The organism is Endozoicomonas sp. ALB032, from assembly GCF_049310125.1.
Lineage (GTDB): Bacteria > Pseudomonadota > Gammaproteobacteria > Pseudomonadales > Endozoicomonadaceae > Endozoicomonas_A.
Map to the genome: position 1 here is coordinate 2215765 of NZ_JBLYNW010000001.1, position 20991 is coordinate 2236755.

Consider the following 20991-nt stretch of genomic DNA (forward strand, 5'->3'; position numbering starts at 1 on the left):
CCGTTTACTCTTTTACGCCGTTATCGGCGATGCCTGAAAGAATCGTCTTTTGACACACGACGAATAGAATCAATAAAGGCAACACAGCAATTGTGCTCGCAGCCATAATCTGCGACCAATTCAAGCCGTAGTTACCTTCAGCGATAAAATATTGGCGAATACCCGTTGCGATCAGGTTCAACTCTTGTGAAGTAATCACCAGGCTTGGCCACATGTAACTGTTGTAGTTAGTGATGAACGTAATAAGGAACAATGTGGCAACCGCAGCCCGACACTGGGGAAGCATAATGGCCCACAAAATCCTGAATTCTCCAGCTCCGTCAATGCGTGCCGCTTCGATCAGTGAAGGGTGTATTTTTATAAACACCTGACGAAGGTAGAAAACACCAAAAACAGAGGCCGCATTAGAGATAACCAATCCAGTGTGAGAGTCGAGCAAACCCAGTCTGGCCAGCGTGATGTAGGAGGGAATATAGGTCACCGCACCGGGCAACATGTAGCAACCCATCACAACGAAGTAGAGCACAGTTTTGGAGCGGAATCTCAGTTGAGTCAGTGCATAGGCAAACATGGCTGAGTTGATGATCACCAGCAGAGTTGTCAATAACGCCACACTAAAACTGTTAAAGATGTACAAACCAAATGGCGCACTGTGGAATGTTTCAACAAATGTTTCCCAACGGAATGTCTCCGGGATTAAATTAAGTGGGCTGGAAAAAATTTCATCATTCGACTTCAAAGAGCCCGATATCATCCATAAGAATGGAAACATCATCATGGTTCCGCAGGCCATCAGAAAAATATGCTTAGCCAGCGCAAGAAAAGCCTGTCTTGCCACTAAACGTTCTTTAATGGCAATTCTCTTACGGCTAACGGCTTTTATCTGACCTAACGTGATTGAACTATCAATAGCTTGTGTCGTCATAACCCTGTCCTTAGTAGTAAACCCAGCGCTTACCGATGCAGGTATTGATCAGGGCAAGCAAACCTGTGATCGCTAAAATGACCAGCGAGGTTGCTGCTGCCGGGCCCATTTCATACCGCTCAAATGCCTGTTGATAGAAAAGATACAACAAGGTCCGTGTTTCCCCGCCGGGGCCACCCTGAGTCAGAATCTGAAACTGATCGAATGCCTGCACAGCCGTGATGATATTGACCACCACCAGAAAAAATGTGGTCGGTGAAACCAGTGGTAGTGTTATCCTCAGAAAACGGGTCAGACGACTGCATCCGTCAATTAAAGAGGCTTCATATAAAGATTCGGGAATCTTATTTAAGGCGCTGATGTAAAACAGCATTGTCCAGCCAATAGCTTGCCAGATAGTCACGATGACCACGGCCACCATAGCGGTATCTCCTTGTTCCAGCCACGGGATTTTGTCAAAGCCCATAGACATTAACAGTTGATTCGCAAGACCCGATTTAGACTCAAAGACCCAGGACCAGACGATGGAGACAGCAACCGTCGGGGTAATCCACGGAGAAAAGATCACCGCTCGATAAAACTGACTGCCGACAAAATTGCGGTGTAACAGCAAAGCAAACACAAGACCAAGCACAACGGTAGGAATGACCACAGCGAGCGAGAACCAAAAGGTATTGAGTAAAGCTTGAGTGAACTCAAAGTCCTCTACGATATACTGGTAATTCTCCAGACCAACGAAATTGTATTCTGGCGAAATGTAGTCCCAATCGGTAAAGCTGATATAGACGGAGTAACCAAATGGCACCAACCAGAACGTTACGAGCGGTATCAGTAAAGGTGCAGTAAAAAACAGCACCTTTAACCGGTTCGAAAAATGTTGAGAGAAGGTACGCATGGCTTAACCCTGGCACTTTTAATAATTGTCGATAATTTAAACGGGATATATGACAATTATGTTGAAAAGCACCTCATTTTTTTTATGGGTGCTCATAAGAAAATCTTTAGATAAGGCCATCCCTTTTAATCTGATGGTGCAGCCAGTCACAGAAGAAATTCACCTTTGCGTTGCGATTATTGTTAGTAATCATATAGTGGCCAGACTCCGCAGGCATTGACGCTTGATGTGCCAGCACAATTTCGTTTTTGTTTAGTAACTCGGATGCTGCCAGTGAGCGAACTAACATAACCCCAACGCCGTGCTTTACTGCTTCCAGAGCATGGAGTGAGTTGCTGATTTCCAATTGCACTCTGGGTAAGGTGGTCTCAATTTGATTGTGGCTCAGCCACTGCAGCCAGTTCTCCTGATAGCCCTTAACCTGTACCGCAGGTAATTGAGAGAAGTCTTCATCTTTTAATGATTGTTGATAATCTCGTTTGAATTGCGGACTGCATACCAACTGCCAGTGTTCCTGAAACAGTTTTTCTGCATGCGTTTCTTCGCTATCTACTTTGCCGTTAGTAAGCTCTATATCAACATTTTGACAAGGAGTTGTGGAAGGCCAGTCCACGAGTTGGATATCGAGGCGAATGAAAGGGTATTTCTGATAAAAGCTGTCTAATCGGGGGAGTAACCAGTTGTGGCAAAATGTTTGATTGGCTCTCAGCCTCAACACATCCGCTTTTGGCTCACCAAAAAGAAGCTGAGTCTGCAACTTTAAATGAGCCAGAGAGCCAGAGACTATGGGTTGATATTGCAGTGCCGAAGAGGTGAGCTTGACGCCTCTCCTGGTTCGTTCAAACAATGTGGTATCAAGAAATGCTTCCAGACTCTTGAGCTGTTGGCTCACTGCGGCTTGTGTTACACACAATTCCCGCGCTGCGGCACCAATAGAGCCAAGCCTGGCCACTGCTTCAAAGGCCACCAGGGCTCTTAGTGGGGGTAGCATGAATTCACCTGACTGAAATAAATAAGTACCTGGTTAGGCGCTTATTCAAGCTACTTCAGGCAGGTTACAAGATTTTGACACCCAGATGAAAGATTAATGACTCAAAGAAGATGAGAAGAGATTAATGATAACGGTTCCGGTTAGAATAAAGCCAATACCAATCAATGCATAAATATCCAGCTTTTGCCCATATATCAGCCATGACAAAGCTGCGACCAAGACAATACCTGCACCACACCAGATCGCATAAACCACACCCAGTGACATGGTTTGAACCGTAATCGACAACAGGTAAAATGCCAGGCCATAGGCTATCAATACCGCTGTTGTCGGTATGGGGGCGGTAAATTGATGGGTTCTGGGCAACCAGGACGTTGCAAAGACCTCTAATACAATCGCTAAGGTCAAAGTCAGAGCAGGCGTATTGGATAGCAACATATCAAGCCGTATTTAAACTTTCAAATTCCCGAATTCTGCGAGCCTTGTAAAATTGCAGTTATCTTTGTTTGCAAATTAACGAAACAGGCTCTTGTAAAACGGGGCGGACCATATAGGGCTCCCTGGGTAATAAGATGTCAGCAATATTCCCCATCTGGAGCTTATTAAAATTGATAGATTGACTCTACTGGTCCATCTGAGTCGGTCTGATACACAGCGTCCCGGCAGATGGATATAAGTACTCAACCATACGAAATCGTATTTTCTGACTTATTGTTCAGGCACTCTGACTGCGTTGCAACTCTGGTCAAATAGCTTGCTATGTTCCCGTCGTTTCGCCTTGCAGAGCACCTGCCCAATAAGCCAGACATATTCGATTTCGTATGGCAGAGTACTTAAGGTAACTTATAACAGAATTGGGTTGCCAAATGCAGCAGAATTTTGTCATCTTGCTAAAAAGTCGGTATCTTGAAATTTCGCTTTATGAAAGAGAGGAGTTGTTATGACGGATACTGTACTTGAGAAGCGGCGCTATCCACGCAAGGTTCTGGCTGAGCCCGCCCAGGTCGTGGACAATGACAGTGGTCAACTGCTGGGGGTTCTGGAAGATGTATCCAGAGGAGGGTTCAGTATTACTACGGATCAACCCATTCGGTTGGAAGACGTCAGGAATATTACCATGGTACTGCCTGGTCTTAATGACACAGCGCACCACGTAACACTGGTGGCCAAATGCGTCTGGTGTCAGTCTGGTAATAAACAGGGCGATCACAGCAGGGACTTTGCCGCTGGATTCCAGCTTCATGATATTGAAGAGCAGGATGCAGTCGCCCTGAATTATTTTATCAGGGATTACTGATTAGTCAGGAATTGGGAGATTCAGTGTTTCTTTCAGTTCTTCCATGACAATGTAGCTTTTGGATTCCCTCACTCCCGGAAGCTTCAGTAATATGTCGCCCAGCAACTCCCGGTAAGAAGCCATTTCTGAAATACGGGCCTTGATCAGGTAGTCAAAGTTACCGGAAACCAGGTGGCATTCCAGCACGTTTGGAAGAGCGACAACTGCCCGTCGAAACTCGTCAAAGATATCGGCCGATTTGGTATAGAGGCTGATTTCAACATACACCAGCAAGCCTGCTTGAAGGTACTGGGGTTTTAACCGGGCACTATAGCCCTGAATGATGCCTTCCCGCTCAAGGCGTTTGACCCTTTCCATGCAGGGTGTGGTACTCAAGCCCACCCGATCTGCCAGATCCACATAGGAAATTCGACCGTTTTCCTGGAGTGTGCGAAGAATATTACGATCGATCCTGTCCAGTTGCCGGACGACTTCTTTTCGACTTCTCATTTCAGCAATCGTCTGATTCAGGTAGTTTTGGGCATGGTATAAATTACCGCATTGCTCCAGGTGTCGATGTACACCGGGACGCCTTTTTCCCCGTGGCTCCTGACCGTCATAAGAAGGCTTCAGTCACGGACTGAGAAGAGTATGGCACGTGCAGAGAATATACAAGTGCTGAAACGGTTCTGCAATGTAAAGGATTTGACAGATGCGCTGGTTATTAAAGCGTTCCCGGCAATCGGACAATTTTTCAGGTGGATTCATACTCTCTCTTTGCAGGTAACTTGCTGAGAGTACGAAATGGGAAACCGGTTTATATTACACAACAGCTGATAGGGAATTGTGCCCGCATGTCGTGCTACTTCATTCACCGACAAGTCTTTACCCCAGAGTAAAGCAGGATCTCCCACGTTCACATCACCTATTTCTGACAAATCAACCGTTAACATATCCATGGAGACCCGACCTGTCAGTGGTACTGGCTGACCATTGACGAGTACCGGCGTACCATTGGGAGCCAGGGGATAGCCATCGGCATAACCCATGGCGATGACGCCTAAACGCGTCGTCTTGTTGGTCACTGCGGTACCGGAATAGCCTACCGGGCTGCCAGCAGGGATTTCCTTGATATTGATAATGGCTGAGTGGAGCTCCATGACAGGCTTGAGCCTGGATTCAATGTTATGAGCCTGATCAAAAGGAGAGGCTCCGTAAAGCATAAGACCGGGGCGGCTCCAGTCTGCCCTGGCAGCGGCACAATGAATGAGACCGGCCGAATTGGCAATGCTTCTTTTACCCGGCAATCCAAGGGTATGTTGCTCAAAGACTTCAAGCTGCTGCAGGGTGTAGCCATTGTCAGTTTCGTCGGCACAGGCAAGGTGAGTCATCATGAGAATCTCGTCGATCCAGGGCAGTTGCTCAAGCCTTGCCCAGGCATCGCGATAATCGCCGGGAAGAATACCCACTCTGTGCATGCCGGAGTCCATTTTCAGCCAGACCCTGACAGGCTTCTCCAGTGGGGTTTGTTCAAGCTGTTTTACCTGTTCCGGACTTTGTACGACAATGTCAATATTTTCTGAGGCAATATTGGTGAGTTCGGAATGTTCAAAGAATCCTTCGAGAATAAGCAGACGGTTTCTGATACCGGCTGCCCTGAGCTCCAGGGCTTCTTCAATACAGGCCACTGCAAACCCGTCGGCTTCCTCTGACAGGGAGTGGGCACATCTGATAGCACCATGGCCATAAGCGTCGGCTTTTACAACGGCCAGAACATTGCCCCCGCCCGCCAGTGATTTAGCCAATCGATAGTTATGCTTTAGAGCGTCAAGATGAATGACGGCCCTGGCCGGACGACTCATAGTAGTCGCATTTCCCCCGAGTCAAATCAAACAGCCATGAGCCGAAAATACAGCTCAGGCTGAAGTCTGAAAATGGCAGCAGAGTCTGATAGCGCTGCATTTTCAAAGTTATCTGGATGCTATCAGTTAATAAGTTATTGCTCTTTAAGTGTTTTTATTAATTATATTAGTGACTAAATAATACCCTTTATAGCTAATTCTCCCTATATTTTGTTTCTTATTGTTCTAAACAGTTGGTCGTCATCTGTATCTAAACTGTCTCTCCAAATGAACATTCACCTGCGATGGCAGCTATTTTTTCATTAGACCGTCAGAGGTAGCGTTTTTTCGGTCACACTCAAGAGGGGCAGTATGATTTTTGTTGATGGGCTGGAGTATCCAGTGTCCGCTTTGATATTAAACGACGGAAGTTTAGTTGTTTCAGAAGTCGGTGAGGAGAGAGGTCGTCTGACCCGGGTTTCAGCCTCAGGAAAGCACCGCCATGTTTTTGCGCAGGTCGACAGGCCCAATGGTATTTTACAGGACAACCATGATGGCAGTATCTGGGTTGCCGAGACCCGTGAGCCATCTCTGCTCAGGCTCAACCCCGATGGCTCACTGGCGGAGAGACTTTACGGAGACGGTGAGAACCCCTTTCTTTGGCCCAATGATATGACTCTGGGGCCTGAAGGGGCCATTTACCTGACAGATTCTGGTATCCGCGTCGCTGACCTGATCACTCGGGAAGGGCCTGATCCGGAAGTCTGGGAGGGGCCAATGCAGGGAAAATTGTTTCGCATTGATCCCGTCAGTAAACAGGTGGATTGCCTTGATGACGGGTTTCGTTTCGCCAATGGTATTGCCTTTGCTCCTGATGGGAAGCTCTATCTCAGTGAGTCGGCAACAGGGAATATCTATCGTTATCCGTTTACAGACAGACTGGAGGTTAGCAGCCGTGAACAGTTTGTGTCGGTCACCGATACTGCCGGCCCATGCCGGGTTGTGGGGCCCGATGGAATCTCTTTTGACAAAGAGGGTAACCTTTATGTGGCCATGTTTGGTCAGGGGCATGTGGCCACTGTCACTCCCGATGGCGAGATTCATCGAACCATTGTGACCAGAGGCTCATGCCCCACCGATGTTGTTTTCGGTGGCAAAGGTAGCAAAAGACTTTACATCACCGAATATCAGCGGGGTAGAGTTGAAATCACCGAAGTACCTGACGAGGGTTTTACTTTTCAATTTTTGTGATTTTGGAACCTTCCAGAGTCAGGTTATACATCAATCCCTTGTTATTGCTGATAAAGCCAATGATGGGAGCTCTAGCGGTTTTAGTGTCTATACCTTCTCCGGCACCAAACTCAGCAATAGCAATACTTCCATCGATACCCGCTTCCCAACCTTCGCTGTTCACGAAGTTGTTCAGAGCCTCGCTGGTCATGAACATGACAATCTGGGAGCGAGCCTGTGCGCCCAGCTGGAAACCGATAGAGGCCGATACGGTATTGTAATAGTCCTGTATTGCTCCATTCTTTAAAAGTGCGCCTTCACCGTATTCACCACCCACAACCAGCCCGCCTTTCAGTACCTTGGGGAAGACCAGGATTCCTTTCGCTCTGCTGCCCAGAGATTTTGCAGCACTGCTCTGTGCATAAAGATTTTTCAACGCTTCATGGACGGTAGCATTGAGTTCAGTGCTGGAAGCAGCATGGGCAGAAAGTGACAAGAAAAGGATAAAAGCCGTTACCAGGAGGTGTCTGAGAGAAGCCATATCGGTGCGATTCCGGTAAATAGTGTTGGTCAATGTGGGATCTTGCAGGGTATGTAAAACGAGAGTACCTGCTTTTCCGGGCGAATAGTACCAGATAAATGAGTGGGTTGAAGGCTTTAATACCGGGAGGGAGGGAGAGAGGGAAAACGAGAGTACAACACCCTGAAACAGAGTCCTCTCGAAAGCGTCAAAGTTAGAAGTCGTACTTCATTCTCAGGTAGTAGTTCTGAGCTTTGTAATCTGAACTCTGGTTCAGTTCATAACCCACAACGAAGCTCATGTTATCGTTGCGACGGTAGGTCACACTGGCTGAAGCCTGATAGCTGTTCTTGACAGCGTCGGCCCCTTTTGAGGTGAACTCGGGTCCACCGAGCACGTAACGTGTGGTGGTTTCTACGACATCACCCTTAAAGTCATGCCAGGCCATCATTTTCAGAGAAGGTTCGAGTTCACCCTGGTCGACTTTGAAAGCCTGACTGATTTCAACGCCAGCACCCAGCTCGACCTTTTGATATTTCTGGCTGTCCACATTCAGGGCAAAACCGGTCGCATACTTGTCATCTTCCTTAAAGGCTTTACTTTTGACCATGGTGTAGTTGAAACCGACCATTGGCACTATCTTCATCTCACCAAAGCTCTGGTTCATGCCCAGCATGGTGGTCAGGCCGTACTGATGACTGATATAGTCCGAAGTAATCGGCGCATCGACAAAGCCATCGATATAACGGCTACGCTCGTTGTTACTGCGACCGATGTTAATGACGCCATCCAGGAACCAGTTATCTTGCTCCCAGGAGCCGTAGAGGCTGACCTGGTAGTTCTTGATGGTAGAGTTGTCATTAGAATCGTGTTTGTCTATTTCGGCATTGGCTACAGTGAATGCAGCTCCTACCAGGTAGTCATCGTTGATGGTGGTTTCTGCGCCCAGTGTCAGACCACTCAGATCGGCATCGAAACCGAAAAGTCTGTCTCCACCATCGTTTCTGCGATCATCCTGAGTGACGTCCGAGCCAAGAACCTGCAACCAGAAACCCTGATTGGTGTAACTGCCACCGTATGACAGTCCGCTGTCAGACAGGTCATCTTCCTGAACCGCCCTGACGTGGGCCAGAACGTTGGTCTTAACCTTGGTTTCTGCCGTTACGTTGGTCATCTGGACGGCGTCAGAGTTGTTGAATTTACTCTCTCTGGCGAACTCAGCCAGTTTTTTTACATCAGTAATATTGGAAACGGTCTGGTAAAAGTTATTGAAACTCGTGGAGTTGGTGGAGTCCCGGGTAATCACTGTCATCGTAGCCGCCAGAGCTTCTTCAGTGGTGGCTCCGGCACCTTCCTGTGCAATCAGATTCTTCAGTGCTTCGAGGGTTCTTGGTGTCAGATCTGTGGTCAGAGCATTGCCGTTCTGTGTGACCTCGGTAGTATCAATCAACACAGAGTGCTCAATCGTCAGATCGGAAGCATTCAGGCTGGTGTTGGCTTCAATAATTTTTGCATCTTCTACGGTGTTACCAGCTTCTACGACTTCCAGGGTAGGAACAATTTTCAGCGTTGAACCTGGGTTAATATTGGCAGTACCGGTGACAATCAGAGCTGCATTGGCGTCGGAGCCGGTACCCAGCTCTGTTGTAATGACCCCTGTTGAATAAACAGTCAGATCACCATCAATGGTCTGTGCTCCGGGTTTGTCAAAGCTGGCAATACCAGAGATTTTGACGTGTGTTGCGCCGGAATTCTTCTTGATATCACCTCGGAAACTGACGACGTGTGAATCTGACCTTACGACCAAGATGGATTCAATATCCTCAATATCGCCACCAAATGTCGAGTTACCACCTATCGTCAGAATATCACCGGAGCCGGTATAACCCAGCACTTTGCCCTCTACCGTACCGTCAACGACCCCCATGACAAGGGCTCCACCGGCATCGCTGAAGTCAATAGAAGTATCTCCGTTTGTTTTCAGTACACCGCCATTAACTAAGATCGTAGCATTTGTTCCGAGCTTCCCACCTTCGGCTGCTGTGATGGCTGTGTTACCTTGCAGTGTCCCGGTTATGGTGACGATGCCCGACAGCTCTTCTTCAATTCTGAAAGCATCTCCGTCTTCTACCTGAATAGTGCCGCCCAGATTGGTTTCTCCAACATTGATTTGAATGACGCTGGCTTCGCCGTTACTCAACAGGATACCGTGGGCTGTACCTTTACCATACAGGCCGCTGAGCGAAGGCATATTCACGGCGTAGCTGGTATTAGCCTGGCGATAGAGCAGAATGGCTTCGCCATTCGGGTTATCGAGATTGATATTGACTGGCTGAAGTAACGAGCCCTGGACGTAGAAAGTACCGTTGTCAGCATCCAGAATGAATGCATAGGTGTCGGTTGCTTCAGCATTAACATTGCGTGTCACTGCACCGAATAGCCCGCTGGCGGCATAACTATCTCCATCACTGGTGATTTCTGTCACTGCGCTGGACTGGGTGGCGGCAAATGGAATTGTTGCAGCAATCACTGCAGCGAGAGTCTTCTTCCTGAACAGGCTCTTGTTCATCCTTTCTTCCTTGCAGTAGATGACTGCGATTTTTTCAAATTTGAAATCCGGCTGAATCCACTATCGGCAGACGGCTGGGAATACTTCAGGGCTGAAGAGAAAAAAACCGGACTTTGGTCAATTGACAGGTCAGGAGGTCGATATTTCTCTGGTCCTTTACCCATGAATGGAATCAGACCGGATGAATCAAGACAGGAAGGGTGAGGTATTTTCGGGGCTAAGTGTCTGCAAAAAACGCCTGGCAACGGCCATATCGGCGGTGATGGCTCTGACCTGTGAAATAGCCTATTCCAGACAGATTGTGACCAGCAGCGAAACCATTGAGCCTAACCAGATCATTCAGGCCTTGCCTGAAGATGAAACCGCTATTGAAATTCGCAATCCTTCTGGCAAAAGCGTGCTTCTGATTGAGGGACTGGTTTTGAATCCGGATACCGATGGCAATGCACAGTCAGTGATATCTCGGGAGTAGAGCAGATCATTGTTTATGATCATGGCAGAGACGTGGATGATGCACCTGTTCTGAAAGGCAATATCCTGCAAGGCTCCAGTATCGAGCGTCCCGATTTGTTCATAGAAGGGCCGTTGAAGATTGTTAATGATGCCACCACTGCACAGACGCTGGATGTGGATATTCAGCAATCAGGCAATGGACGTTTGATTATTTCTTTACCTGAAAATGCAGAGACAAGCGCCCCTGTTGTGGTCACCGGGCAGGTTGATTTTGGTAGTTCGACCGCTATTCAGGTTGTTCCCACTGGTGAAACCTTTGTCAGATAACGGATTGCCACTGCGATGGCCTCGGCCATACTGATGGCAGAAGCAACGCCTTTCCCGGCAATGTCGTAGGCAGTGCCATGATCTACTGAAGTTCTCAGGAAGGGTAAGCCGCAGGTGATTGAAATGGTTTTATGGAAGTCCACCATTTTGGTCGCAATGTGTCCCTGATCATGATAGAGCGAGATGACAGCATCAAACTTTCCATTCAGAGCCTGATAAAACACCGAGTCAGCAGGCAGGGGACCGGACACGTTCAACCCAAGCTGCTGTAGTTCAAGAACAGCAGGCCTGATTTCTTCCTGCTCTTCATGTCCAAACAGTCCGTTATCTCCACAATGAGGATTTAACCCGGCTATAGCCAGATGGGGGGTCTCAATACCCAGAGATTTCATGGCATCAACCGCTTTTTGAGCACATTGAATCAGGTGATGTCGGGTGACGTAGTCACAGGCCAGCTTGAGAGACAGATGTCGTGAAAGAAAAAAGACTTTCAAGCCCGCAACCTCAAATAAAGTGAGTGGGTTCTTGCTGTTTGTCAGCTCGGCAAGAATCTCGGTGTGTCCTGCCTGTCTGATATTAGCCGCGTCCAGGGACATCTTATTAACAGGGGGCGTTACCAGAGCCTGGGCCTGCCTCTCCAGAGCCAGTTGTGTTGCCAGTTGAATACAGTCGTAGGCCATCTTTCCTGCGGCTGGGGAAACTCTGCCCGGCTCGACACTTTGAGGAGGGGCAGGTGGCTCAAGGACATTGAGAATACCTGTCCGTGGATCAATATCCGAACAGGCCTCAACAGAGTTGATAGTAAGAGGCGAAGCGCTGATCGAAATGGCTTGCTGAAGAATCTCCACGTAGCCGACGACCAGCAATCGACAGGTATTGGAGAAGTCATTGGTTAAAAGTGCCTTTATCAGGATTTCCGGGCCAATTCCGGCCGGGTCACCCATTGGAATACAGATAAGGGGTTTCATCACTCACAGCAACGTCTGGCTGGACTCAGTCTGATTGATAGCTGTGAGTTTAGTCCATGCAATCAGGAAGAACATGCCATCCTATTCAAAGTATAATTGCATTGTCGTGCAGTCAGGAGCGGATGATATTACCACCTGCCTCGCTGATGGCCGCCAGGCTCTCATCATCGAAACGGCTGTCTGTGATAATGGTATCCAGCTCATTCAGCTGACAGATGGTTTTCATGCTGGAAGCGCCAAACTTGCTGGAGTCTGCCAGCAGTACACTGCGGGCTGCACGTTCCAGCATCTTGCGACGAATAAAGTAATGGTCGGTAGACGCAGTAGTCATACCGTGTTGCAGACTCCAGCTGTTGGTTGCCAGAAAGGCAACGTCAGCATTAATGCTGTCCAGGAAGGACAGGGCCGTTGTGTCACAGTGAGCCTTGGTAATGGCACTGACCAGTCCCCCCGTCGTGTAGACCTTGGCGGTTGAAGAGTCTGACAATTGCAGAGCAATTTTCAGGTCGGGCGTAATAATGGTGACCTTCATGCGCATCAACAGCTTGGCCAGGGCCATGGTACTTGTGCCAGCATCCAGCAGAATGATCTGTCCTTCCTTAACCAGATTGAGGGCCTCGTGAGCAATGGACTTTTTCTCTTCAATGTTGACGGCGTTCTTCTTTTCGTAGGGGATATCCTCCATAAGGAAGCTTTTAGATACCGCACCGCCATAGGTGACGCGCAATTTGTCTTCCTGCTCCAGGGTTCGTATGTCGCGACGAATAGTCATCTGGGAAACATCGAATTTCTCCGCCATCTCTTCGATGTTGGCACAGCCTTTCTCTTCAACATAAGACAAAATGTGCTCTCGACGCTCAACGGGAAGCATACCTGGACCTCTTGAATCATTGTGTATCTGTTATTAACGCCTCTCAGGGAGCTCTGGGGCGTAGTACTGGTTCGTGCTGCCGATATAGAGACAAGGCAATCAGAACAGCTAAAATTCACTGGCAGATTATATGGCAGAATTTGTTCAGTTTCTTCCCCAGATATACCTATATGGTTAAAAAAGAGACGAGTTTTGATTCAGGCATCAGGCTTTGTCCTGACTGTGATCTGATGATAAATACCCCGGTCTTCAATCATGACCCGGCCTGTCGGCAGCAGGCTGTATGCCCCCGATGCGGCTGTGTGCTGGAGTCTCACCGCCCTGCAGGTATCCAGAGTTGTCTGGCTCTGGTTGTGACTGGCTTAATTCTGTTTATACCGGCCAATTATTACCCTGTTCTATCCATGGATATTCTGGGAAATGAGCAGCAAAGCACGATTTGCGGAGGTGTTGCTGCTCTCTATCAAGGGGATTATGGTGCTATAGCTTTGCTGGTGCTCCTGTCTGCCATACTGATTCCTCTGTTTCGCCTTTTGATTCTGCTTAAAATCATTGTATCTGCCATCACTAGCCGGGGGCGCAGAATATCCAGAAGTTTGCTGAGACTTTATACCCGCCTGCAAGAGTGGGGCATGACGGAAATCTATTTTCTGGGTGCGCTGGTCGCGGTCATCAAACTGGCAGATATGGCCAGCGTGCAGATAGGTACAGGGTTATATTGCTTTGCCGGACTGATGCTCTGCGAACTGATTATTGCCCAGAACCTGAACGAGCATGAGATCTGGACAATGCTGGGAGAGGATGAATGACTGCATCGGATTCGGAGCAACCTGGCCCGATGTCCAGCGGTGCTGATTGTGGGATAAAACTCTGTCTGGATTGCCACAGGGTTTGTCAGGCAGAAGATGTCCGGTGTCCCCGTTGTGGCAGTAAAGTGCGATCCAGAAAAAAAGACAGCCTGTCCCGTTGTTGGGCTCTAACCCTCACCGCCGCGCTGCTCTACATACCTGCAAACATGCTGCCGATAATGATCGTAAGTCGTTTTGGGCGCAGCAGGCCGGATACGATCATGTCGGGGGTTATGGAACTGATACATCATGGTATGGCACCCATTGCGCTGCTGGTTTTTACAGCGAGTATCCTGGTCCCTTTGATGAAACTTTTGGGCATGGTATGGCTGCTGGTTTGTGTGCATACAAGAAGGATCAACCCGGGTCGTCAGACTGCCTTGTATCGATTGATTATCTGGATTGGCCGCTGGTCCATGCTGGATATTTTTATTATTTCCCTTCTCGTCGCACTGGTGCAGTTCGGGCACCTGGGCACTGTCACGGCGGGTCCTGCGGCTTTTGCGTTTGCTGCAGTGGTGGTGTTGACCATGTGCGCGGCAATGAGTTTTGACCCCAGATTGCTTTGGGACCGGTCAAGGCCGTTCAGTCTGAAAGGAGATCAACAATGAGCGATGAAAAGATCGCTGTGAACGCTGATCTGAAAGAGCGTCGTCGTGTTCCGGCTATCTGGCTGCTGCCCCTGATTGCTCTGATGATAGTTGCCTTTCTGATCTGGAGAACACTTTATCAACACGGTCTGGAAGTTCACGTTCATTTTGACAGTGCCAAAGGCATGCAAGTAGGCAAAACAGAAGTCAGGTACAACGGTTTGGCGGTAGGTAAAGTTGCTCGAATGACCATGACGAAAGACCTTGAAGGTGTCGATGTCGAGCTGGAAATGGATCGGCAGATGCAGAAATATCTCAGAGATAACAGTCAGTTCTGGCTGGTTCAGCCCCAACTTTCTGTAGCGGGCGTGTCCGGTCTGGATACTCTGGTCTCTGGCAACTACATCGCTTTTAAGCCCTCCGAGAAGGGGGAAAGGCAGCTATCCTTCCTGGCGCTGAATTCACCACCCACGCCGGGCATAGAAGAAGGTGGGCTGAGCCTGGTACTTCAGGCTGAGGAGTTGTCCTCTGTGCAGGAGGGAAGTCCGGTCTATTATCGCCGTCTGAAGGTTGGCGAAGTGACTCGTTACGCTCTCTCCCCGGATAACGAAAGAGTCGATGTCCATGTTTACATCAAACCGATGTTCACTCATCTGGTAAGAAAAAATACCCGTTTCTGGAATGCGGGAGGGGTGGATATTTCCGGAGGTCTGACGCACCTGAAGGTCAGAACCCAGTCGTTGATTTCCATTATCCAGGGCGGGGTCGCTCTTTACACTCCGGAATGGGAGGAAAAAGAACCGAAAGCATCCGATGGCACCCGCTTTCCTTTGTACGACGATTATGACGCAGCGGAAGCGGGAATTCGTATTTCTATTAAGTTCCCTCTGGATGTCGCTCTTGGCCAGGAAAAATCAAAAATACTGTTTCATGGTATGGAAGTGGGCGTTATCAAGAATACGTCGTTTAATGAGGATTACTCAGCCATTATTGCAGAGGCCGTTATTCGTCCTGAAGCCAGGAACATTCTGGTAAAAGGTGCCCGTTTCTGGATGGTGGCACCACAAATAAACCTCAAAGGCATCACCGGCCTGGAGACCTTATTGGCTGGCCGCTATATCGCTATGGATGTCAGTCAGGTTGATATGAAAAATGCCGAACCGGAAACAGATTTTATGGGTCTGGCCACCAAGCCTCCGGCTTCACCATCTTCTCCGGGCTTACACCTTGAGCTCAGGGCTGACTCACTTGAAGGTCTGAATCAGGGTAGCCCTGTCCTCTACAGAAAAATGCCTGTTGGTGAAGTGGAGTCCTACACGCTGGGAAAACAGGAAGTGGTGATCAAAATATTGATCAAGCCCAAATATCAACATCTCGTGAATAAAAGCACGCTTTTCTGGAATATCAGCGGTGTAACTCTGGAAGGTGGGTTGCAGGGATTCAAAGTCAGGACAGGAACACTCAACTCTATGATTTCAGGAGGCATTGCATTTAAAACCCCAAACCCTGATGCAGCCAAAGTTGCCAATAAAACCAGGTTTGTTTTGTATGACGATATTAACCGGGCAAGTGAAACCGGCAAGGTGATACATATTCAATTTGAATCGGCGGATGGCCTTCAGGTAGGTACACGACTGAAGTACAAGGGTCTGGAGATGGGAAAGGTGACAGAACTTAATCTGGATGATGCCAAAAAAGCCATAAAAGCCAGCGTCTTACTCAATGGAGGCGCTGATTGGCTGGCTCGCAAAGGTTCCAGGTTCTGGCTGGTTAAACCTAAACTGGGTCTCACCAACACAGCTCACCTGGAAACCTTGTTGACAGGTCTTTATATCGACGTGTCGCCAGCACGCTCCCAGGCTGCTGCCAAGCGTGATGTTTTTGTTGCAGACCCAAGAGCGCCTGATGATCAGCCTCGTTCTGGTGGTCTGCGTATTCGCTTGGTCAGTGCTCAGCTGGGTTCCATTAAACCGGGTAATCCCGTTTATTACCGGGAGATTCCGGTAGGCGTGGTTACCGGATTCAAGTTGGGTAACCCTGCCAACAAAGTCATTATTTTTCTCAACATCGAAGATCGCTACGCGCCGCTGGTAACCCATAAAAGCCGATTCTGGAATGCCAGTGGCGTGGATTTCAATTTTGGTTTGTTCAGTGGTGCCAGGCTTCGAACGGAATCCCTCGAAGCGGTTCTGGCGGGTGGCGTTGCCTTTGCGACGCCGGAGCAGGGACACAGGGTTGCTCCTGAAACTTCGTTCGAGCTGGCGGATGAACCGCAAGCTGAATGGCTGAAATGGGCTCCTGCCATCGTCTACCCTGAATAGCTCCAGAACGATTATTTGCATCTTTTTCTCATGCAGGCATCATAGAAAACTGTTTAAACAATAATACTGACAGCAGGAAGCCATTGCAGTCTATTCATAGCCAGGTTTCCAATTATAAAGAAGAACACTGATGTACCTGCATACCCTTGCTCCCCGGTTTTGTGAGACAGATGCCCTCGGGCATATCAATAACACGGTTCTGCCCGTCTGGTTTGAACAGGCCAGAGAGCCGATTTGTCGTCTGTTTACTCCCGGTCTCGATACAGAAAGCTGGCGACTGATTATTGCCAGAATTGAAGTGGATTATACTGCAGAGCTAAAGTACGGGGCTGACGTCGAGATCAGAACCTGTCTTGAAAAGGTGGGTAATTCATCCATGCATATCCATCATGAAGCCTGGCAGAACAACGTTCTGGCGGCACGTGGCAAGGCGGTGGTGATTCATTATGATTTTGCAGCCGGAAAAGCGACTTCCATTCCTGAAGATATCCGGCAAGCGTTGTTAGAGCACGTTCAGTAATGACTGATGTCTTTGAAATCAGGGCCGGTTCCACAGCTCTGGAAAAAATACGAGATGAAGGTCTTCCCCAGTCCGGTATTGATATCATGCTGGGGGCTTCAGGCGGCCCCAAATGGTTCGTGTTAACAGGTCTGGACAAGTGTCTGATCGGTGAATATTTTAAAGACAGACAGCAGCCCCTGAACCTCTTAGGCACGTCTGCGGGAGCGTGGCGCCTCAGTTGTTATGCTCAGGAAAATGCCCTCGAAGCTCACCACCGGCTTGAACAGGGTTACTTGCTGACAGAGTATTCAATAGAGCCAGATGCTGCGGAGGTCAGCCGAAAGTGCCGGGTTCTGGCCCGGGACATGTTGGGTGAGAATGGAGCAAACGAGATTCTTGCCAATGGGGTCATAAGATTTAACCTGATTGCAGCCAAGAGCCGGGGGCTTATCAAAAGCGATGTGAACCTGAAACAGCTCTCGGGACTCAGCCTTGCAGCAATCGGCAATACATTCAGCCGCAAAACACTGGGGGCTTTTTTTACCAGAACGCTTTTCCATCATCCTGATGCCAATGCTCCGTTCTACAAAATGGACAACCTGCCAACAGAGAGGGTTTCTTTATCCGAAGAGAATATGCTGGATGTCATTATGGCTTCCGGATCAATTCCTCTGGCGATGGAAGGGGTGCGGAATATTGCCGGTGCCCCGAAAGGTGTGTATCGGGATGGCGGCATCACAGACTACCATTTTGACATGGCATTTCCGAAGGGAGAGGGCCTGATTCTTTACCCTCACTTCTATCAACGAATCGTGCCTGGCTGGTTTGATAAAAGCCTGAGGTGGCGAAAACCGGCCATTGAACACTGTGACAAGCTGGTTTTGGTGTACCCTTCTGAATCCTTTGTCAGCAAACTTCCCTATGGCAAAATTCCGGACAGAACCGATTTTAAAACCTTTTCTTTTGATGAAAGGGTTAAGTACTGGCAAAAAGTCATTAAAGAAAGTGACAGATTGGGAGACGCTTTTCTGGAAGCTATCGAAACAGGAAAGATTCGACAGAAAGTCAAACCTCTTTAAGAAGAGAGGTCAGAATGGCACCGAAAGTCATAGTTTACCATTCAAAGGAATCAGCAGAACAAACGTCTTCTGGCTCCCGAACCTGTGATGATTGCGCTTATTGTTTTATTCCACTATCAACGGCAACTTCACTGACGGGAAGACCAAGATAAAGCGAAGGGTTGTGATAGATTTCACACGATACAGGGCGATCTCCGTCATTCTGAATATACGATTGAGGGCTCATAAAAAAGTGTAAAGATAAATCTGCATTGTGCTCGTTTTCACTGACTACATTCATAATGGCTGTGAGTGCATTCGTTAAATTACTGTGTTGATTATTAAAATGCAGTGGCAGAGGCAGGTGTAGATCATTAAAAAGCATTGCTGGGGTTCCCCATACCAGATGAACATTGGTAGACTCTGAACAGCTGCTGCAAGGATTGAAGGCTTCTGGAATAATAGCTGCAAGCATCACCGGCGTGACTGTGCCAGCGGCAGCCTGATTACCCGCATCGGCCACCGCCATTCGAGTAACGATCAGCTGTATCATATTTCCTTCCTGAATAGCTTGAAAAACAGCAGTAAGATCGAACATCAGTGAGGCGTTCTGAAACTCAGCAGTGAGTAGGTGAGTCATTCCCATATATGACAGGTCCGGCCATTGAGATGGGTCTATTTTCGCCGCTCTTTCACGAGACAATGCTTCTACCCTGACATGGATTGGCGTCTTTAACATTACTGTCTGTCCGGCTCCCGCACTACGCGCTGCCAGATACATTTTTTCCAGGAACTTCATCTGCTTTTGCTTCTGCTCCACCATTTCAAATAGCTTTGGCAGACGTTCCTGATCCCCCTCATCCAACGTAAAATTGACATGATCTATCTCTCTGAGATTGCTCATATCTACAAGATTAGAAGCAATTAGCTCAGCCAATCCCTTGGTAGATGCATCGCCATCTTCTTCTGTTTCTGCACGCTGGATAGCATCAATAACCCTGCCTCGGACTTTAACCTTGACAATCAACGAATCACCATTTTCACCCTTCTCTACTGACGAGAATCTATAGGGTATCGGATCAAACGCCTCGGGATCAGGTATCTCAGAGTTCGTTGCTCCGGTGGTGTTTTTAGCTGCAGAGCTTTTTATATCTTCATCAGCAGAGGATGACGGACCGGAAGGAGGAGAAGTAGAGTTCCCGGAATCACAGGTTCGGCAGAAAAGCTCTTTGCCGCACCTCTTACAGGTACAGGGGGAAGCCAGCACTTGCGCGCTAAGTAACAAAACAAATAAAGAAAGCCATCTCGATTGATGAATAAAATAATGATGCATATCCCAATTCGCCCTTAATAAAAAAACGAATATGAGCATAGACTAAAATTTTGCACTGCAAGCCAGGGCATTTCTTAAAGAAAGGCAAGCTCAGACCAAACCGATAATATGACAGCTCGCCCAGGATCAGAGGTCAGTTTATGATGCGGTCAAACCGCACTGTCAGAATCAGCAGAACAAACGTCTTCTGACGCCTGAGTCTGTGATGATTGCATTTATAAGTACCTAACCAGTTGGTTTCACATATTCTGGACGGCGGCTTTTTCCATCCTTCTGCGTTCCAACTCTGGTTGCGTAGCTATGGCTACGCGCCCGCCGTTGCGCCTTGAAGGATGAAAAAATCCACTCGCAAGAATATGCGAAACCAACTGGCCAGGTACTTAGTCTTGTTACATCTTCGCTGAAAATGCACTATCGGGAAGATTACGATTAATCGAATGTTCGATATCGGGGATTGATGATAGAGGATCTTCGTTATTCTGAATATACGTTTGAGGAGCCACAAAAAAGTGTAAAGATAAATCAGCATTTTGCTCGTATTCACTGGCCACATTCATAATCGCTGTGAGTGCATCCATTAAATCATGTTGATTAAAACGCAGTGGCGGGGGCAGGTTCTCATCATGATAAATCATTGGCAGGGCTCCCCATACCAGATGAACATTCGGAGACTCTGCTTGATCACGGCGCTGAGTGGGGTCTTCAATAAGAGCTGCAAGCATCACGGGCGTGACTGTGCCAGCGGCAGCCTGATTGCCCTCATCTGCAGCCGCCATTCGGGTAATGATCAGCTGTATCATATTTCCCTCCTGAATAGCCTGAAAAACAGCAGTAAGGTCGAACATCAGTGAGGCGTTCTGAAACTCAGCAGTGAGCAGGTGAGTCATTCCCATATACGACAGGTCCGGCCATTGAGATGGGTCTATATTCGCGGCTCTTTCACGAGTCAGAGCATCTACTCTTTCATGGATTGTCCACCTTCTAAACGTTATTGCTCGTTCGTCTTCTGCACCAAGCGCTGCCAGATACATTTTTTGCAAGAACTCGATCTGCTTTTGCTTTTGCTCCACCATCTTAAATAGCTTTGGCAGACGTTCCTGATCCCCCTCCTCCAACTCAAAATTGACATGATTTATCCCTTTGATGATATTGCGCATATCTACAAGATTAGAAGCCATTTGCTCAGCAAATGCCATGGCACATGCATCGCCATCTTCTTCTGTTTCCGCCCTTTCGATATCATCAATAGCCCAGTCTCTGATTTTAAATTGAACTATCAACGTGTCATCATTTTCCCTCTTTACCGACAAGAATCTATAGGGTTTCAGATATAACTCCACGGAATTAGGTGTCTCAGAGTTCGTTGCTCCGGTGGTTTTAGCTGCAGAGCTTTTCATGTCCTCATCAGCAGAGGATGACGGACCAGAAGGTGGAGAAGTAGAGTTCCCGGAATCACAGGTTCGGCAGAACACC

Annotated in this window: 21 protein-coding genes; 9 read left to right on the forward strand and 12 right to left on the reverse strand. The window is 48.2% G+C overall.

Annotated elements, in window-relative coordinates; translation table 11 throughout:
* Positions 1 to 4 precede the first annotated feature (4 nt).
* The 4 genes from ACO6VG_RS07895 to ACO6VG_RS07910 all read right to left on the reverse strand — a co-directional run bounded on the left by ACO6VG_RS07895 (position 5) and on the right by ACO6VG_RS07910 (position 3249).
* Positions 5 to 925, reverse strand: coding sequence for a carbohydrate ABC transporter permease (locus ACO6VG_RS07895; RefSeq protein WP_422136425.1), 921 nt, complete (start codon positions 923 to 925; stop codon positions 5 to 7).
* 10 nt (positions 926 to 935) lie between these two features.
* A complete protein-coding gene (locus tag ACO6VG_RS07900) occupies positions 936 to 1820 on the reverse strand; it encodes a carbohydrate ABC transporter permease (RefSeq protein ID WP_422136426.1) in 885 nt (294 codons plus the stop codon).
* Between the two features lie 106 nt (positions 1821 to 1926).
* Entirely contained in the window at positions 1927 to 2811 is an 885-nt protein-coding gene (locus ACO6VG_RS07905; protein ID WP_422411588.1) for a LysR substrate-binding domain-containing protein, read from the reverse strand.
* Between the two features lie 93 nt (positions 2812 to 2904).
* Positions 2905 to 3249 (reverse strand): DMT family transporter, encoded by a 345-nt coding sequence (locus tag ACO6VG_RS07910; RefSeq protein WP_422136428.1) that lies wholly within the window; start codon positions 3247 to 3249, stop codon positions 2905 to 2907.
* A gap of 502 nt (positions 3250 to 3751) precedes the next feature.
* Here ACO6VG_RS07910 and ACO6VG_RS07915 point away from each other — a divergent pair.
* On the forward strand, positions 3752 to 4108 hold the full coding sequence (locus tag ACO6VG_RS07915) for a PilZ domain-containing protein (protein ID WP_422473413.1): 357 nt from the start codon (positions 3752 to 3754) through the stop codon (positions 4106 to 4108).
* On the opposite strand, the gene ACO6VG_RS07920 is transcribed toward ACO6VG_RS07915, so the two are convergent.
* Both ACO6VG_RS07920 and alr read right to left on the reverse strand, forming a co-directional pair.
* Complete coding sequence (locus ACO6VG_RS07920) at positions 4109 to 4597, reverse strand: winged helix-turn-helix transcriptional regulator (RefSeq protein ID WP_422136430.1); 489 nt, start codon at positions 4595 to 4597, stop codon at positions 4109 to 4111.
* Between the two features lie 254 nt (positions 4598 to 4851).
* On the reverse strand, positions 4852 to 5949 hold the full coding sequence (gene alr, locus ACO6VG_RS07925) for an alanine racemase (RefSeq protein ID WP_422136431.1): 1098 nt from the start codon (positions 5947 to 5949) through the stop codon (positions 4852 to 4854).
* Between the two features lie 351 nt (positions 5950 to 6300).
* Here alr and ACO6VG_RS07930 point away from each other — a divergent pair, with 351 nt between their 5' ends.
* Positions 6301 to 7179 carry an SMP-30/gluconolactonase/LRE family protein gene (locus ACO6VG_RS07930; RefSeq protein ID WP_422136432.1) on the forward strand — a complete coding sequence of 293 codons (879 nt, stop codon included), beginning with the start codon at positions 6301 to 6303 and terminating at the stop codon, positions 7177 to 7179.
* On the opposite strand, the gene ACO6VG_RS07935 is transcribed toward ACO6VG_RS07930, so the two are convergent.
* Entirely contained in the window at positions 7160 to 7732 is a 573-nt protein-coding gene (locus ACO6VG_RS07935) for a BPSL1445 family SYLF domain-containing lipoprotein (protein ID WP_422136433.1), read from the reverse strand. The two genes, ACO6VG_RS07930 and ACO6VG_RS07935, sit on opposite strands and share 20 nt — an antisense overlap.
* A 160-nt stretch (positions 7733 to 7892) precedes the next feature.
* Entirely contained in the window at positions 7893 to 10247 is a 2355-nt protein-coding gene (locus tag ACO6VG_RS07940) for an autotransporter domain-containing protein (protein ID WP_422473415.1), read from the reverse strand.
* A 181-nt stretch (positions 10248 to 10428) separates the two neighbouring features.
* Between ACO6VG_RS07940 and ACO6VG_RS07945 the strand changes: the two genes are divergently transcribed.
* Both ACO6VG_RS07945 and ACO6VG_RS07950 read left to right on the forward strand, forming a co-directional pair.
* Complete coding sequence (locus tag ACO6VG_RS07945) at positions 10429 to 10719, forward strand: hypothetical protein (RefSeq protein ID WP_422473417.1); 291 nt, start codon at positions 10429 to 10431, stop codon at positions 10717 to 10719.
* 32 nt (positions 10720 to 10751) lie between these two features.
* Positions 10752 to 11027: a hypothetical protein gene (locus ACO6VG_RS07950; RefSeq protein ID WP_422473419.1), complete on the forward strand. Its 276-nt coding sequence runs from the start codon at positions 10752 to 10754 to the stop codon at positions 11025 to 11027.
* On the opposite strand, the gene pdxA is transcribed toward ACO6VG_RS07950, so the two are convergent.
* Positions 10991 to 11995 (reverse strand): 4-hydroxythreonine-4-phosphate dehydrogenase PdxA, encoded by a 1005-nt coding sequence (gene pdxA / locus ACO6VG_RS07955; protein ID WP_422136437.1) that lies wholly within the window; start codon positions 11993 to 11995, stop codon positions 10991 to 10993. The two genes, ACO6VG_RS07950 and pdxA, sit on opposite strands and share 37 nt — an antisense overlap.
* A gap of 112 nt (positions 11996 to 12107) precedes the next feature.
* Complete coding sequence (locus ACO6VG_RS07960; protein ID WP_422136438.1) at positions 12108 to 12866, reverse strand: DeoR/GlpR family DNA-binding transcription regulator; 759 nt, start codon at positions 12864 to 12866, stop codon at positions 12108 to 12110.
* Between the two features lie 170 nt (positions 12867 to 13036).
* Between ACO6VG_RS07960 and ACO6VG_RS07965 the strand changes: the two genes are divergently transcribed.
* The 5 genes from ACO6VG_RS07965 (at position 13037) to ACO6VG_RS07985 (ending at position 18206) form a co-directional block, all read left to right on the forward strand.
* Positions 13037 to 13675: a paraquat-inducible protein A gene (locus tag ACO6VG_RS07965; protein ID WP_422136439.1), complete on the forward strand. Its 639-nt coding sequence runs from the start codon at positions 13037 to 13039 to the stop codon at positions 13673 to 13675.
* The gene (locus tag ACO6VG_RS07970; RefSeq protein ID WP_422136440.1) at positions 13672 to 14325 is read left to right on the forward strand and encodes a paraquat-inducible protein A; all 654 of its coding nucleotides are present in this window, start codon (positions 13672 to 13674) and stop codon (positions 14323 to 14325) included. Before ACO6VG_RS07965 ends, ACO6VG_RS07970 begins: the two co-directional genes overlap by 4 nt.
* Positions 14322 to 16625 (forward strand): MlaD family protein, encoded by a 2304-nt coding sequence (locus tag ACO6VG_RS07975; RefSeq protein WP_422473421.1) that lies wholly within the window; start codon positions 14322 to 14324, stop codon positions 16623 to 16625. The genes ACO6VG_RS07970 and ACO6VG_RS07975 overlap by 4 nt, the downstream gene beginning before the upstream one ends.
* Before the next feature lie 130 nt (positions 16626 to 16755).
* The gene (locus tag ACO6VG_RS07980) at positions 16756 to 17145 is read left to right on the forward strand and encodes an acyl-CoA thioesterase (RefSeq protein ID WP_422139613.1); all 390 of its coding nucleotides are present in this window, start codon (positions 16756 to 16758) and stop codon (positions 17143 to 17145) included.
* Positions 17145 to 18206, forward strand: coding sequence for a patatin-like phospholipase family protein (locus ACO6VG_RS07985; RefSeq protein WP_422139614.1), 1062 nt, complete (start codon positions 17145 to 17147; stop codon positions 18204 to 18206). Before ACO6VG_RS07980 ends, ACO6VG_RS07985 begins: the two co-directional genes overlap by 1 nt.
* Positions 18207 to 18303: 97 nt before the next feature.
* Here ACO6VG_RS07985 and ACO6VG_RS07990 read toward each other — a convergent pair whose 3' ends face one another.
* Positions 18304 to 19518, reverse strand: coding sequence for a hypothetical protein (locus tag ACO6VG_RS07990; protein ID WP_422136444.1), 1215 nt, complete (start codon positions 19516 to 19518; stop codon positions 18304 to 18306).
* Positions 19519 to 19907: 389 nt separating this feature from the next.
* The gene (locus tag ACO6VG_RS07995; protein WP_422473423.1) at positions 19908 to 20915 is read right to left on the reverse strand and encodes a hypothetical protein; all 1008 of its coding nucleotides are present in this window, start codon (positions 20913 to 20915) and stop codon (positions 19908 to 19910) included.
* Positions 20916 to 20991: the final 76 nt, after the last annotated feature.